This is a genomic window from Pectobacterium sp. A5351 (genome assembly GCF_028335745.1).
Lineage (GTDB): Bacteria > Pseudomonadota > Gammaproteobacteria > Enterobacterales > Enterobacteriaceae > Pectobacterium.
Genome location: NZ_CP116477.1, coordinates 2,112,194 through 2,127,393, shown reverse-complemented (window position 1 = coordinate 2,127,393; position 15,200 = coordinate 2,112,194). Strand labels below are relative to the sequence as shown.

Sequence of the window (15,200 nt, the reverse complement as noted above, 5' to 3'; positions counted from 1 at the left end):
ATTCCCTTATCCTCTCGCGGACAGTGCGATAACGCGCTGATAAGCCTGTCCGCTATGAATGACTTCAAGCGCCTGTTGTGCATTCTGGCGCAAATCTTCCTGTCCGAACAATCTCAGGAGCAGCGCAACATTGGCGGCAACCGCCGCGGCGTGCGCGCGTTCACCTTTACCTTGTAGCAGTGACGCGAGAATGTCACGGTTTTCTTCTGGCGTACCGCCTTGTAAAGCGGACAGCGGATACGCATCCAGACCAAAATCGCGGTGCGTCAGTTCGTAGGTTTTAATCTCGCCATTGTGTAATTCGGCAACCTGTGTCGGCGCATGAATAGCGACTTCATCCATCCCGCCGCCATGCACAACGGCGGCACGCTGGTAGCCCAGCACCTTCAATGTTTCGGCGATAGGCCGAACCAATTCAGGGCTATACACGCCAATCAGCGCCAGCGGCGGACGAGCGGGGTTAACCAGTGGCCCCAGCACGTTGAAGACGGTGCGGGTTTTGAGCTGCTGGCGCACTGGCATAGCATGGCGGAAACCCAGATGATATTGCGGAGCAAACAGGAAACACACGCCCAAATCGTCCAGCGCCTGACGTGAATCCTGCGCGCTCATGTCCAGCTTAATACCGAAAGCAGAAAGCAAATCGGAGGAACCGGAACGGCTGGAGACGCTGCGGTTGCCGTGCTTGGCGATTTTCAGGCCGCAACTGGCGGCGACGAAAGCGCTGGCAGTTGAAATGTTAATGCTGTTCGTGCCGTCACCGCCAGTACCGACGATATCGGCAAATAAATAGTCAGGGCGGGGGAATGGTTGCGCATCGGCCAGCAATGCCGTGGCGGCACCGGCGATCTCATCGGGGTGCTCGCCGCGCACTTTCATGCTAATCAGCGCGGCTGCCAGTTGGCTGGCTTCCAGTTCACCGCGGATAATGGCACCAAACAGCGCCTGGCTTTCCTGACGGTTGATGCTTTCTGCACGGTATAATTTTTCCAGTATGTGTTGCATGGTAGCGACATCCTGATCAGAAAACGGTTGTGTAGAAGACAGTTGCATCATCGTATCCCTCGTTAAGCCAGCGCCCAGTCCAACGTTTGTTCCAGCAGTCGTGCGCCGTGTGTGGTCAGGATCGACTCGGGGTGGAATTGGAAACCGCAGACGCGATCGGCGTCGTTACGCACGGCCATCACCATCGTGTTGAAGTGGGCGTTGACGGTCAGCGTAGAAGGAATACGGCTGCCGACCAGCGAGTGGTAACGAGCGACCGGTAACGGATGTGGCAAACCGCTAAACATACCGCTGGCATCATGGTCGATGGCCGATGCTTTACCGTGCAGGATTTCACCTGCCTGACCAACATGGCCACCATAGGCTTCCACAATGGCCTGATGACCAAGGCAAATACCAATAATCGGCAACTGACCGCGCAGACGTTGCAGCAGTTCCGGCATACAGCCGGCTTCAGCCGGTGTACCGGGGCCGGGGGAAAGCATCAGAATCGGTTTTTCCATTTGCTGTAACCGTGCGATGATCACATCGGCAGGCAGATGGTTACGGTAAATCACGACCTGATGACCGCTGGCACGCAGTTGATCCACCAGGTTGTAGGTGAATGAGTCGATATTATCGAGCAGCAGAATGTCGGCCATCAGAAGATCTCCTTTGCATGGTGCGCACTGGCAATAGCTCGCAGTACGGCCCGGGCTTTATTACGCGTTTCGTCGGCTTCAGCCTGAGGATTGGAATCCAACACCACGCCGGCACCTGCCTGAACGGTGGCAATACCGTCTTCGACATACGCAGAGCGAATAACGATGCAGGTATCCAGATCGCCGTGTGCGGTGAAGTAGCCGACTGCGCCGCCGTAGCTGCCGCGCCGGGTTTTCTCACTTTCGGCAATCAACTGCATTGCCCGAACTTTCGGTGCGCCGCTCAGCGTGCCCATATTCATACAGGCGCGGTAGGCGTGCAGCACATCTAAATCTTCACGCAATGTGCCCACTACGCGGGAGACCAGATGCATCACAAAGGAATAGCGGTCAACTTTGGTCAGGTCTGCAACGTAACGGCTGCCCGGCTGACAGATTCGTGCCAGATCGTTACGGGCTAAATCTACCAGCATCAAATGCTCAGCCAGCTCTTTATGGTCGGTACGCATTTCCAACTCAATGCGGCTATCGAGATCGCGATCCAGCGAGCCATCGGCACGGCGACCGCGCGGGCGGGTACCGGCAATCGGGTAGATTTCGATTTGGCGGCTGTCGGCATCGTATTTCAGCGAGCTTTCCGGCGAGGCGCCAAACAATGTGAAATCCTGATCCTGCATGTAAAACATGTAAGGGCTGGGATTGCTATCTTTCAGCGTTTGGTAGGCCGCCAGCGGTGACGGGCACGGCAGAGAGAAGCGGCGTGACGGCACAACCTGAAAAATTTCACCGATGCGGATGGCTTCCTGCATTTGGCTAACGACCTCGCCGAAGGCCTCATCGCTCTGATTACAGCTCAGCGCCATATTCTCAATGGACTGGCGCGGCAGCGCGGGCGCGGGCTGAGTAAGCTGAAATTGCAGTTGTTCCAGACGTTGTTGCAGACGCTGCTTTTCGCTGTGGTTCGGCGTAAACAGGCTGGCTTGCAGCGCGGTCACGCGTTTTTGGTGATCGAGTACCAGCAGCGTTTCTGCCAGATAGAAACAAAAGTCCGGACAGCGCTGTTGCTGGCTCAGCGCGGGTAATGCTTCAAATCCGGCAACCAGATCGTAGGCGAACAGGCCACCGAGGAACATGGCTTCACGTTCGTCTGCCGGGCAGGCAACCAGCGTCAGAATCTGACGTAAGGCATCAAAGACCGACAGCGAACGCAGACGAGCGTCTTCATCCTGCATGACGTCTGCTTGTGGGAAGGTGAGTTCACGACCGTTTGGACGCGGCTGATTAATAATCTCTGCCGGCAGTGCGGCATCCAGAAGCGGCAGGAGGCTGGCACCGTTTGCCGTTAACGCCTGAATGGAAACGAGCGGGCCCAGTGCCGTGATACGCAGCGCGCTATCAACGATTAACAGGCTTTTCAGGTTTTCCTTGCTGTCGATTTCAGCCGACTCTAACAGCAACGTGGCAGGTCTGGCACCGCAGAGCTGATGGAAAATGGCGCTAGGGTCGTTACGGTAAACGGCCTCGGTACGCAGCAGTTCCAGTGTAGGTTGTGTTGTTTGCATTCTTGCTACCCGTTTTAATGTTGTGCCCATCAAATAAAAAGCCCGCTGAGTTAAGCGGGCCTGGGAATATCTGCATGTGTGATAACAGCGATGCGTGATTAGTCCACCCGCGAGAGGGAAGAGCGCCACCAACCATGCTTCATCATTTTCTGCGTTACCATTATCATCATCTCGCGGTTTGGGTTCGGATTACTGCACTGAGCTTGTGTACTAGTTAACTGGTTCAGTGGTGAAATGTCAACACCTTCAATAGGATTATTTTATTACTCAGTAAACGGTGGACATTACCATTTGCTTGCTATTAATGGCATCATGCGGCTTTCGTATGATTTTTGTTAATGGATAGGCTTGTGCCAGAAGATTCCCAACTGATAGCGTCATTCCCACTTTACGATCTGCATAGCCACACCACGGCGTCTGATGGCGTTTTAACGCCAACAGCGCTTGTTCAGCGGGCGGTAGACATGCGGGTGAGCGTGCTGGCTATAACCGATCACGACACGACCAGCGGGCTTGAAGAGGCACAGCATGCGATTGCCCTGCAGGGATTACCGCTGAGGCTGATTCCCGGCGTGGAGATTTCCACCCTGTGGGAAAATCATGAGATTCATATCGTCGGACTCGGGATGGATATTGCGCACCCGGCGTTAACGGGATTGCTGCAACAGCAGGCAGAATGTCGGCAGAGTCGGGCGGAGCAAATTGCGGTTCGACTGGAAAAAGCCCGTATTCCCGATGCGCTGGTTGGCGCACAGCGTCTGGCAACGGGGGGACAGATTACGCGGGCGCACTTTGCGCGTTATCTCATTGAGTTGGGTATCGCGGCCAATATGAATCAGGTGTTCAAAAAATATCTGGCGAAAGGCAAAACCGGTTACGTGCCGCCGCAGTGGTGCGGCATCCCGCAAGCGATCGAGGCTATTCATCAATCGGGTGGCGTGTCGGTATTGGCGCATCCGGGGCGCTACGATCTGACAGTCAAATGGCTAAAGCGCCTGTTAGCCATGTTTGCAGAAAGCGGCGGGATCGCGATGGAGGTGGCGCAATGCCAACAGGCACCGGATGAACGGACGCAGTTGGGTCGCTATGCGCGTGACTTCAACCTGATGGCATCGCAAGGATCGGATTTCCATCTGCCGTGTGCCTGGATCGAACTGGGTCGCAAGCTGTGGCTGCCTGCCGATGTCGAACCCGTTTGGCATCATCCCGTGTTGGTCAACTAGGGCAGGACGCTGATTCGGTGCTGGCTTATTCTCTGAACAGCCGCGCGCATTAGTCTGTCATATATCTGGAAATGATATTACTGTTGGACATTCGTTCAACTGCGTTGTTATGCATGTTAATGCCCTGAGGCTGACTGATAAACATCCATCCACCTTGTCTGTTATCAAAATGCATGATATTAGCCGCAACCGGCATTAATAAAGCGTTATTGTGCTGAAAGTATTCACTTTCAGTAAAGGCATCGACTTTGCTACCAGCGATTTCGTCAATAAGGTCGGTTTGTACCTGACTGGTGGGATGTTGATTATGAAAAATCCGATAATAATTGTCGTGAGTAGGATGTTCTCTCACTTCTAACGCACATCCATTCATACCGGGCGTAAAGGCAAAAATCGCATTGTCGTCACGTGGCACATGATGTGGAATTTTTGGAATATCTGTATACCCAGGGGTGACATTACCGCTTTTGAACGGAATCCAGTGTGCATAAATGACATTTTCCGCCTCTGCTGCCGTGGAAACGTTGACGGGTTTGAGATGAAATTTGCTATTTTCATTTTCGGATGGAATAAGGGCGAAATACCCTTTTTTAAGAACATCATTGAGCATAGTGGTGGTGCTTGTTCGATCATTACTCTTCATTACGCCTGATATATCTAAGATATTTTGTGCCAAAAATCTCTCTGGATTTGACTTGAAGTCCTTCATCGCCTGAAGCGCAACCTTTGATAAATCAGAGGTGCGCACAATATTGGCAATATCTGACGATGCGCTTGTTTGTGCAGGGTGGGAAGCGCGGATAAACATGGTATGTCCTTTTAAAACAAGTTAATGGTTATGCATTACCCAATATCTATGAGTAGCAAAACCGGGCGGGTGAGTTCCGCTTGCATAAAATAAAATTTTTTTACCGTAAACACGTTCTACAATAATCAGTTAGAAGATGGGACATTCGGACTTTTCCACAGGCGTGAGCGTATTACACCATCCGCTATGGTTGAGGTTCGAGAGTAACGTCACGATGTTGTATGGTGTGCGAACAGTGCGCAACGCCGCGAAATGTCAGATGTATGAGGTAGGGTCATGAGTCAGTTTTTCTATATTCACCCGCAGAATCCGCAGCCGCGATTGATCAATCAATCGGTGGAATTTCTGCATAAAGGCGGGGTGATTGTTTATCCAACCGATTCCGGTTATGCGTTGGGCTGCATGTTGGGCGAAAAAAATGCGCTGGAACGTATCTGTCGGATTCGCGATCTCGGTAGCGATCATAACTTCACGCTGATGTGCCGCGATCTGTCCGAACTTTCGACTTACGCCCATGTTGATAACACAGCGTTCCGGTTGATTAAGAATAATACGCCGGGCAATTACACCTTTATTCTGAAAGCGACAAAAGAGGTTCCTCGCCGCTTAATGAATGAAAAACGTAAAACCATCGGTCTGCGCGTACCGTCCAATCCTATCGCGCTGGAATTACTGGCCGTGTTGAATGAACCCTTGATGTCGACAACGCTGATGCTGCCGGGAAATGATTTCGCCGAGTCCGATCCCGAAGAAATTCAGGAAAGATTGGGGAAACAGGTGGATTTGATTATTCACGGTGGTTCGCTGGGCCAACAGCCGACGACGGTTATCGACCTGACCGAGTCCGCGCCGCGCATCGCCCGTGAAGGCACGGGTGATGTCACGCCGTTCCTGTAAGTGCTGCGACAGGCTGTAACAATGGGAATACAAATGGCGCGAAGATCGGTATAATCGCGCCAGCATTGAACACTACGCACGATTTTTATGTACACCCGATTTTTACGTACATTCGATTTTTACGTAACGTGCTGAATTTTATCGGCGGTTATGACTCCCCCCGACGCCTGGGAAGGCGACACTAGAGGTTGCTCAATGAGCGAAAAGTTACAAAAAGTGCTGGCGCGCGCCGGACATGGCTCACGCCGCGAAATTGAAGGTATCATTCAGGCTGGACGCGTCAGCGTTGACGGTAAGGTTGCTACACTGGGTGATCGCGTCGAAGTGACGAAGGCCACCAAAATCCGTATTGATGGCCATGTGGTTACCGTTAAGGAAACCGAAGACACCGTGTGCCGCGTCTTGATGTACTACAAACCGGAAGGTGAACTGTGTACCCGTAACGATCCTGATGGCCGTCCGACGGTATTTGACCGTCTGCCGAGAATTCAAGGCTCTCGTTGGGTGGCGGTAGGGCGTCTCGACGTGAACACGTCCGGCCTGCTGTTGTTCACGACCGACGGTGAGTTAGCCAATCGCCTGATGCACCCCAGCCGCGAGGTTGAGCGTGAATACGCTGTGCGGGTCTTCGGTGAAGTTGATGACGAAAAGATCAAGCAACTGAGTAAAGGCGTACAGTTGGAAGACGGCCCGGCGTCGTTCCGTACTATCCGCTATCAGGGCGGTGAAGGTCTGAACCAGTGGTATAACGTCACGCTGACGGAAGGACGCAATCGTGAAGTTCGCCGTCTATGGGAAGCGGTTGGCGTGCAGGTTAGCCGCCTGATTCGCGTGCGCTACGGCGATATTACGCTGCCGAAAGGTCTGCCGCGTGGTGGTTGGGCAGAGATGCCGCTGGAGCAGTTGAATTATCTGCGTGAGTTGGTGCAGCTTCCGGCAGAAACGGTATCGAAACTACCGGTTGAGCGTGAGCGCCGTCGGGTGAAAGCGAACCAGATCCGTCGTGCGGTAAAACGCCACAGTCAGATTAGCACCGCTCCGGCGCGCCGTACGTCTTCGAAGCCAAAGCGCAACGGCTAATCGTGTTATCCCTATGCTTCACGGGCAGCTTTCGCTGCCCGTTTTCATTTCGCTAAATTTTGTTTCTCACCGATGGCGGTTTTACCAGTCAATCCCTTGCTGTGCCTGAATCCCGCTATCAAACGCATGTTTTACCGGGCGCATTTCCGTCACGGTATCGGCCATTTCCAGCAAGTCACGATGACAGCCGCGGCCAGTAATAATGACCGTCTGTCCGGCAGGACGCTGTTTTAATGCGGTTACAACGTCACTTAAATCCAGATAATCATAGCTAAGCATATACGTCAGTTCGTCCAACACGACGAGATCGAGTTGTGAATCGGCCAGCATCCGTTTGCCATGCTGCCAGACATGCTGTGCGGCTTCCGTATCTGTCTGGCGGTTCTGCGTCTCCCAGGTGAAGCCGGTCGCCATGACCTGAAATTCCACGCCGTGCTGTTGCAACAGGTTCTTCTCACCGTTCGGCCATTCGCCTTTGATAAACTGGATCACGCCCGCGCGTAATCCGTGACCGATTGCCCGCGTGACGGTGCCAAAAGCCGCCGTGGTCTTGCCTTTCCCATTGCCGGTAAAAACGATCAGGATGCCGCGCGTTTCATTCGCGGCGGCAATACGGGCGTCGACCTTTTCTTTCAGGCGCTGCTGGCGTTGCTGGTGGCGTTCATCGCTCATCGTGCGTGTTCTTCTCTATTATTCGATTATTCGGCTGGACCGGCTTTTCTGCCCGGCTGTGCGTCAAAACTCATCCCCGTCTTGCGGCGGCTGTCATCGCCCATCAGATAGAGATACAGCGGCATAATATCTGCCGGCGTTTTCAGTCTCATCGGATCTTCGCTGGGGAACGCCGATGCACGCATTTCCGTACGCGTTCCGCCGGGATTAATACAGTTCACGCGCAGATTTTTTGAACGATATTCTTCTGCCAGCACCTGCATCAGGCCTTCTGTCGCGAACTTGGATACGGAATAGGCTCCCCAGCCGGCGCGACCTTCGCGGCCTACGCTGGAACTGGTGAAAACCAGAGACGCGCAAGATGATTTCAATAACAGAGGCAGCAGCGCCTGTGTCAGCATAAAGGTGGCGTTGACGTTGACCTGCATAACCTGATGCCAGATCTCTGGCTTTTGCTCTGTGACAGGAGCGATCTCCCCGAGCAGCCCGGCGTTGTGGAGAACACCGTCCAGGTGCGGCACCACCTGCGCCAGTTCGTCTGCCAGTTGAAAGCACTGTGCGGAAGATAAGGCCAGCATATCGCAGACAACCACGTGTGCTGACGTACCGTGTTCCTGCTCAATCTGCTGTTTAACCACCTGAAGTTTGCTTTCTGTCCGGCCTAATAAGATGACATGTGCGCCGTAACGGGCATAGGTCAGGGCGGCTTCCCGGCCTATGCCGTCGCCAGCGCCAGTCACCAGAATGATGCGGTTTTGCAGTAAATCGGTTTTAGGCTGGTAATGCACAATGAATTCCTCTTGCCGTGATGCTAAACAGTCACGCTTCAAATAATAGACCTGCCATCGTGTATCGGCACGGCGAGATATGTCGGGTCGTACCGCTCGGAACGCCAGACGACGGCGCATTCGGCAGGATGAATGGGGGTGTTATGCCTCAAATGTTGTCCGTTTTCAATGAGACTGCCTCTATTTCTCCCTGTGCTGTTGTAAAAAGCAGCAATAGGCATAAAAACGCAGGAATAACATCGCCATATTGCGTGCCATCAGTTAGGTTATAGGAAGGAAATGGCGCACGACGTCAACGCCATGGTTGGTGAGTAAACCAACATTAATTAATACGCAGTCAATGAGGACGGTGTTTGTGGAATTACTTTCTCTATACGGTTTATTCCTGGCTAAGGTACTCACTATCGTGGTGGCTATTGGTGCGTTAGTCGTTCTGGCATTCGGGATGACGCAACGTAAGCGCCAGCATAAAGGTGAGTTGCAGGTCATGAACCTGGGCGAGCAATATCAGGAAATTCAGCGCGAAATGCAGACGGCCTGTATGAGCGACACCGAACGGAAGCTGTTATCGAAACAAGAAAAGAAGAAAGATAAAGAAACGGCGAAGCAAGATAAACAGCGTGCCAAACGTGGTGAAGAGAAAAGTGTAAAACCGTGCCTGTACGTGCTTGATTTCAACGGCAGTATGGATGCAGGTGAAGTGAGCTCGCTGCGTGAAGAGATTTCCGCCGTGCTGGCTGTTGCGAAGCCGCAGGATGAGGTGCTGTTGCGCCTGGAAAGCCCCGGTGGTGTGGTGCACGGCTATGGGCTGGCTGCCTCGCAATTACAACGTTTACGTCAGGGCGGTGTGCGCTTGACCGTCGCCGTGGATAAAGTGGCTGCCAGCGGTGGCTATATGATGGCCTGTGTGGCTGACCGCATCGTCGCGGCTCCGTTTGCGATTGTGGGGTCTATTGGCGTCGTGGCGCAGATTCCCAATTTCCACCGTTTGCTGAAAAACAAAGACATTGATGTTGAGTTGCACACCGCCGGTGAATTCAAGCGTACGTTGACGCTGTTTGGTGAAAATACGGAACAAGGCCGTGAGAAGTTCCGCGAAGATCTGAATGTCACGCATACGCTGTTTAAGGATTTTGTGCAGCAGATGCGCCCTTCGTTGGATATTGATGCGGTGGCGACGGGAGAGCATTGGTTTGGCACGCAGGCGAAAGATCTGGGGTTGATTGACGCGATCGGCACCAGTGACGACCTGCTGATTGCTGAAATGGCTAGCCATGAAGTGCTAAGCGTTCGCTACACGCGTCGTAAACGCCTGCTGGATCGTCTGACAGGCAGCGCAGGCGATACCGCGGAACGATTGATGCTGCGTTGGTGGCAACGGGGTTCAAAGCCTCTGCTGTAATCGCTCAGCGTAGTGGTTTGCACAAATTAAATGCCCGCGAATGTGGACTGACCCCATAAAGTTGGACAGTTCATGTTAAGCGGCTATCAGGGCCCGGGTTCGGTATTCTACCGGACTCAGGCCTTTTAATTTCAGGCTGATCCGCTCGTTGTTATAGTAATGGATATAGTCCTCTATCGCCTTCCTCAGTTCATTCAGATCGCTGAACCTGTTCAGGTAAAAACACTCCGATTTCAGTGTGCCGAAGAAGTTCTCCATCACCGCGTTATCCAGGCAGTTTCCCTTGCGTGACATGCTTTGCGTCATACCCTGTGCCTTTAACTTTGCCTGATAGCCTGCCATTCGGTATTGCCAGCCCTGATCCGTGTGCAGCAGCGGTGTATCCTCCGGTCCGAGCGCTGAGAACGCATCGTGCAGCATCGTATTAACCATCTCCATCACCGGCCTTTCCGACAGGCTGTAGGAGATAATCTCCCGGTTAAACAGATCGAGAACCGGCGACAGGTACAGCTTTTTACCCTGCACCGAGAACTCTGTAACATCCGTGACCCATTTTTCGTTGGCTTTCGATGCACTGAAGTTCCGGCTCAGGATATTGGGCGCAGCCTTGCCCATTTCCCCTTTCCAGGCACGATATTTCTTCACCCTTATCAGAGAGCGGAGTGACAGCTCCGCCATCAGTCTCTGCACAGTTTTATGGTTTACCAACAACCCCTGTTTTCTCAGTGAGAGTGTGATCCTGCGGTAGCCATAACGCCCTTTGTGATAGTGGTAAATCTCTCTGATTTTATCTTTCAGCCCGGCATGCCTGTCCACTCGCTTCAGCGCATTCATATTGTGATACCACGTACTACGGGACATACCCGCTGCACGCAGAAGATCACCGAGCGCATACTCCAGCCTTAGCTCACTGATTATTCCGGCTTTCTGCCGCTTTTCTCGCTTTGAACTAAGGCCTTCAGCTTTTTTAGATAGGCATTCTCTGCGCGCAGGTAACGAAGTTCAGCCCGCAGTTCTTCGGGAGATAACTTTTCCAGTGCAGCATCGGTAAGTGGAGGTGTTTTTTTGGGTTTTGTCATGTCCTTGCTCCGGCCTGGTTTTATGCTCAGAAGTCCTTTCTCACCTGCGTCTTTGTATACATTCACCCAGTGCCGGACAACGGTTTCAGTTGAGATATTAAACCGTGCGGCAGCTTCACGCATCGAAAGTTCTTCATTGAGAACAGTCTGGACAACAGTCATCCGGAACGCCGGAGAATGGCGGTCATTTTTCCAGGTAATGCCATCAATACCATGGAGTTGCCAGGCTCTTACCCAGCGTCGCACTGATGTTCTCTCAACACCAAAGCGTTCAGCTGTACGATGTGTTCCATCTTTTCCGGCGAGGTAGTGATTAACTACAGCTAATCTGGTTTCGAGGGAATATTTTGGCTTTGCCATAAAAAACTGCACCTTACTCAGTTGGGTGTCCAACTTTTGGGGTGCAGTCCAATGTGCGGGCATTTGCATTTAAGCCATCACGTTATTTAATCGATCAGGTCATATTTTTCGGACAAAACATGCGCAAGATGCTTGAACATGTTAAATACCGCGGTGCTTTTTAAGGTTGGCATTCCATTCTCATCGAGAAAAAACTCACCGCGAAAAACCAGCACGTCGTTTTTTTGTTCTACGCTATCTGCGACCATGCCATGCAAATAATCATCGTGATGTTTAATGATGTCATTGGCTTCAACTAATAAGCTCTGGCGGTCAATAGGACGCTTTTCTTCGTTAATCCGATGTTCAGGTGACATGATTCTTACTCCTGTACTCACCCTTGAAAAAAGGGCGTATCGCATTATATCAGCAATACTGTTTCGAAAATCAACGCAGCGATTTCACTCCTCAATCGGGTCATTTCAAAAGCTGCATAAAAAGAAAGGGTACTGCGATACGGTTTCAGCGTAAAGCGTAGATTATGGTGCAAATGGGCTACATTTTAGGGGCTTACCTGCCGATATTCAGTGTGGCAGGATGCGGATAAAACCGGATTGCCACGCTAATTAGGTTGCGTGACAGCATTTATCAGGTAGAGTGTGGGATTTTGCGCAGTCAGTAGAATCCGCTCTGGATGCCCCGAAAAATATCTGATTTTCAGAAGAATTCAGCAGGTAATAGTACATATGGGTAAAGCTCTCGTTATCGTCGAGTCCCCGGCAAAAGCCAAAACGATCAATAAGTATTTAGGCAATGACTACGTGGTGAAATCCAGCGTCGGTCATGTACGCGATTTGCCGACGAGTGGCTCAGTCAGTAAAAAGAGCGCGGACTCAACGAAAGATAAAACGACAAAGAAAGTCAAAAAGGATGAGAAATCCGCGCTGGTTAATCGTATGGGCGTCGACCCTTATCATGGCTGGAAAGCCAACTACGAAATACTGCCGGGCAAGGAGAAGGTCGTCTCCGAATTAAAAACGCTGGCGGAAAATGCCGACCACATCTATCTCGCAACCGACCTTGACCGCGAAGGGGAAGCCATTGCCTGGCACCTGCGGGAAATCATTGGTGGTGAAGATGAGCGTTTCAGCCGCGTGGTGTTTAATGAAATCACGAAAAATGCCATTAAGCAGGCATTTGAAAAACCAGACACGCTGAATATTGATCGCGTTAATGCGCAGCAGGCGCGTCGGTTTATGGATCGCGTGGTGGGTTACATGGTATCCCCGCTGCTGTGGAAAAAAATCGCCCGCGGCTTGTCCGCTGGACGCGTGCAGTCGGTTGCGGTGCGCCTGATTGTCGATCGCGAACGCGAAATCAAAGCGTTCGTGCCGGAAGAATATTGGGAATTGCACGCCGATTTACTGGCCGGCAGCGATATTCAACTGCAAATGCAGGTGACGCACCATAATGGCAAACCGTTTAAACCGGTTAATAAAGCGCAAACACAGGCAGCGGTTAGCCTGCTTGAAAACGCCCGCTATAAGGTTGCCGATCGTGAAGATAAGCCGACCAGCAGTAAGCCGGGCGCGCCGTTCATTACGTCAACGCTGCAACAGGCTGCCAGTACACGCCTTGGCTTTGGCGTGAAAAAAACCATGATGATGGCGCAGCGTCTGTATGAGGCGGGCTACATTACTTACATGCGTACCGATTCAACGAACCTCAGTCAGGATGCCTTGACGATGGTGCGTGGCTATATTGGCGAAGAATTCGGTAAACGTTATCTGCCTGAATCAGCGAACCTTTACAGCAGCAAAGAAAACTCTCAGGAAGCACACGAAGCGATTCGTCCTTCCGATGTTGGCGTGCTGGCCGATAGCCTGAAAGATATGGAAGCCGATGCGCAGAAGCTGTATCAGCTGATTTGGCGGCAGTTCGTCGCTTGTCAAATGACGCCTGCGCAATACGATTCTACCACGCTAATTGTAGAGGCCGCAGATTATCAACTGCGTGCGAAAGGCCGTACGCTGCGTTTCGATGGCTGGACAAAAGTCATGCCTGCGCTGCGTAAAAATGATGAAGACCGCACGTTGCCAACTGTGGCGGTGGGCGAGGCGCTGTCGCTGCAGAAGCTGCTGCCAGGGCAACACTTTACTAAGCCACCGGCGCGTTACAGCGATGCCTCATTGGTTAAAGAGCTGGAAAAGCGCGGCATTGGCCGCCCGTCTACCTACGCGTCTATTATTTCAACCATTCAGGATCGTGGCTATGTTCGGGTGGAGAACCGTCGTTTTTATGCCGAGAAGATGGGCGAAATCGTTACCGATCGACTGGAAGAAAACTTCCGCGAACTGATGAATTACGACTTCACTGCGCGGATGGAAAGTCGTCTCGATCAGGTCGCCAATAATCAGGCGGAATGGAAAGCCGTGCTGGATGAGTTTTTCAACGAATTCAGCCAACAGTTGGAAAAGGCCGAGCAGGATCCTGAAGAAGGCGGCATGCGCCCTAATGCGATGGTGTTGACCAGTATCGATTGTCCAACCTGTTCGCGCCAAATGGGGATTCGCACCGCCAGTACCGGAGTGTTCCTGGGCTGTTCCGGCTATGCGCTGTCGCCTAAAGAGCGGTGTAAAACCACCATCAACCTGATACCAGAAAACGAAGTGCTGAATGTGTTGGAAGGCGATGATGCTGAAACCAACGCGCTGCGCGCCCGTCGACGCTGTGAAAAATGCGGTACGGCGATGGACAGCTACCTGATTGATAATCAGCGCAAGCTGCATGTTTGTGGTAATAACCCAGCCTGTGACGGATATGAGATCGAAACCGGCGAGTTCCGCATCAAAGGCTATGATGGCCCGATTGTTGAGTGCGAGAAGTGTGGGTCCGAAATGCATCTCAAAATGGGACGTTTCGGTAAATACATGGCGTGTACCAACGAGAGCTGTGGAAACACGCGTAAGATCCTGCGCAATGGTGAGGTGGCACCACCGAAGGAAGATCCGGTGCCGTTGCCTGAGCTGCATTGTGAGAAGTCTGACGCTTATTTCGTCCTGCGTGACGGGGCGGCAGGTGTTTTCCTTGCCGCTAATACGTTCCCTAAATCTCGTGAGACGCGAGCACCACTGGTAGAAGAACTGGTGCGCTTTAAAGATCGCTTGCCGGAAAAATTGCGCTATTTGGCGGAAGCTCCGGTGGTTGATAAAGACGGCAATAAGACGCAGGTACGTTTCAGCCGTAAGACTAAGCAGCAATATGTCTCGTCAGAAAAAGACGGCAAGGCAACAGGCTGGTCAGCGTTTTACATTGATGGCAAATGGGTTGAAGGGAAGAAATAACTTTTTCTGTCACCCAGCGTGTAACCGAGTTGTGCGTGATAAATTGCGACATCAAGCCAGCCGTAAGGCTGGCTTTTTCGATTGCAGAAAATCTCCAGATAAAACAAATGTATAAAGATTGTCCTGCGGTAGCATGGGGATTGTTGATCCGTGATAGAGAATGATGCGGTTTACCTCGGTGATCATCGCACGCACTGCGCTCTTTATCGTTTCGCTATGTAAAAATGGTTATATAAAAATAATTTTTATGATTAAATGACATTAATTGATGGAAATCTGCGCCAGATGGTTAAGGCGTAGTCAAGGTCAATAAAACGGAACGTCGTCAGAACGTCGTGAGATGCCACGCGCACACTTCAA

General features: G+C 52.0%; 13 protein-coding genes and 1 other annotated feature. Of the genes, 5 read left to right on the top strand and 8 right to left on the bottom strand.

The annotated features are described in order from the left end of the window. Nucleotides 1–6 precede the first annotated feature (6 nt). The 3 genes from trpD to O1Q74_RS10070 all read right to left on the bottom strand — a co-directional run bounded on the left by trpD (nucleotide 7) and on the right by O1Q74_RS10070 (nucleotide 3,208). Entirely contained in the window at nucleotides 7–1,005 is a 999-nt protein-coding gene (gene trpD, locus O1Q74_RS10080; RefSeq protein WP_271878588.1) for an anthranilate phosphoribosyltransferase, read from the bottom strand. Between the two features lie 62 nt (nucleotides 1,006–1,067). Continuing rightward, on the bottom strand, nucleotides 1,068–1,646 hold the full coding sequence (locus O1Q74_RS10075) for a glutamine amidotransferase-related protein (RefSeq protein ID WP_256541878.1): 579 nt from the start codon (nucleotides 1,644–1,646) through the stop codon (nucleotides 1,068–1,070). Continuing rightward, nucleotides 1,646–3,208: an anthranilate synthase component 1 gene (locus O1Q74_RS10070; protein WP_271878582.1), complete on the bottom strand. Its 1,563-nt coding sequence runs from the start codon at nucleotides 3,206–3,208 to the stop codon at nucleotides 1,646–1,648. Before O1Q74_RS10070 ends, O1Q74_RS10075 begins: the two co-directional genes overlap by 1 nt. Nucleotides 3,209–3,240: 32 nt before the next feature. Further along, nucleotides 3,241–3,345 (bottom strand) — a sequence feature (Trp leader region). Nucleotides 3,346–3,558: 213 nt separating this feature from the next. On the opposite strand from O1Q74_RS10070, the gene rnm reads away from it, so the two are divergent. Continuing rightward, nucleotides 3,559–4,431 (top strand): RNase RNM, encoded by an 873-nt coding sequence (rnm, locus tag O1Q74_RS10065; protein ID WP_271878579.1) that lies wholly within the window; start codon nucleotides 3,559–3,561, stop codon nucleotides 4,429–4,431. Between the two features lie 49 nt (nucleotides 4,432–4,480). Here rnm and O1Q74_RS10060 read toward each other — a convergent pair whose 3' ends face one another. Then, nucleotides 4,481–5,239, bottom strand: a complete 759-nt coding sequence (locus tag O1Q74_RS10060; protein WP_271878576.1) for a hypothetical protein — start codon at nucleotides 5,237–5,239, stop codon at nucleotides 4,481–4,483. Between the two features lie 276 nt (nucleotides 5,240–5,515). Here O1Q74_RS10060 and O1Q74_RS10055 point away from each other — a divergent pair, with 276 nt between their 5' ends. Then, nucleotides 5,516–6,136, top strand: coding sequence for an L-threonylcarbamoyladenylate synthase (locus O1Q74_RS10055; RefSeq protein ID WP_271878573.1), 621 nt, complete (start codon nucleotides 5,516–5,518; stop codon nucleotides 6,134–6,136). Nucleotides 6,137–6,331: 195 nt separating this feature from the next. Beyond that, complete coding sequence (rluB, locus tag O1Q74_RS10050) at nucleotides 6,332–7,216, top strand: 23S rRNA pseudouridine(2605) synthase RluB (RefSeq protein WP_271878570.1); 885 nt, start codon at nucleotides 6,332–6,334, stop codon at nucleotides 7,214–7,216. 81 nt (nucleotides 7,217–7,297) lie between these two features. Here rluB and cobO read toward each other — a convergent pair whose 3' ends face one another. Together cobO and O1Q74_RS10040 are read right to left on the bottom strand one after the other, a co-directional pair. Beyond that, nucleotides 7,298–7,888: a cob(I)yrinic acid a,c-diamide adenosyltransferase gene (gene cobO / locus O1Q74_RS10045; RefSeq protein ID WP_271878568.1), complete on the bottom strand. Its 591-nt coding sequence runs from the start codon at nucleotides 7,886–7,888 to the stop codon at nucleotides 7,298–7,300. Nucleotides 7,889–7,914: 26 nt separating this feature from the next. Further along, nucleotides 7,915–8,676 (bottom strand): YciK family oxidoreductase, encoded by a 762-nt coding sequence (locus tag O1Q74_RS10040; protein ID WP_271878565.1) that lies wholly within the window; start codon nucleotides 8,674–8,676, stop codon nucleotides 7,915–7,917. A 355-nt stretch (nucleotides 8,677–9,031) separates the two neighbouring features. On the opposite strand from O1Q74_RS10040, the gene sohB reads away from it, so the two are divergent. Further along, nucleotides 9,032–10,078, top strand: coding sequence for a protease SohB (gene sohB, locus O1Q74_RS10035; RefSeq protein WP_271878562.1), 1,047 nt, complete (start codon nucleotides 9,032–9,034; stop codon nucleotides 10,076–10,078). A gap of 75 nt (nucleotides 10,079–10,153) precedes the next feature. On the opposite strand, the gene O1Q74_RS10030 is transcribed toward sohB, so the two are convergent. Together O1Q74_RS10030 and O1Q74_RS10025 are read right to left on the bottom strand one after the other, a co-directional pair. Further along, nucleotides 10,154–11,517, bottom strand: a protein-coding gene (locus O1Q74_RS10030) for an IS3 family transposase (protein WP_271873361.1) whose coding sequence is annotated in 2 segments (ribosomal slippage) — nucleotides 10,154–11,040 and nucleotides 11,040–11,517 — 1,365 coding nt in all. Because the reading frame shifts where the segments join, the coding sequence is not laid out codon by codon here. Between the two features lie 86 nt (nucleotides 11,518–11,603). After that, nucleotides 11,604–11,873, bottom strand: a complete 270-nt coding sequence (locus O1Q74_RS10025) for a YciN family protein (RefSeq protein WP_271878559.1) — start codon at nucleotides 11,871–11,873, stop codon at nucleotides 11,604–11,606. A 369-nt stretch (nucleotides 11,874–12,242) separates the two neighbouring features. Between O1Q74_RS10025 and topA the strand changes: the two genes are divergently transcribed. After that, nucleotides 12,243–14,840: a type I DNA topoisomerase gene (topA, locus tag O1Q74_RS10020; RefSeq protein WP_271878556.1), complete on the top strand. Its 2,598-nt coding sequence runs from the start codon at nucleotides 12,243–12,245 to the stop codon at nucleotides 14,838–14,840. Nucleotides 14,841–15,200: the final 360 nt, after the last annotated feature.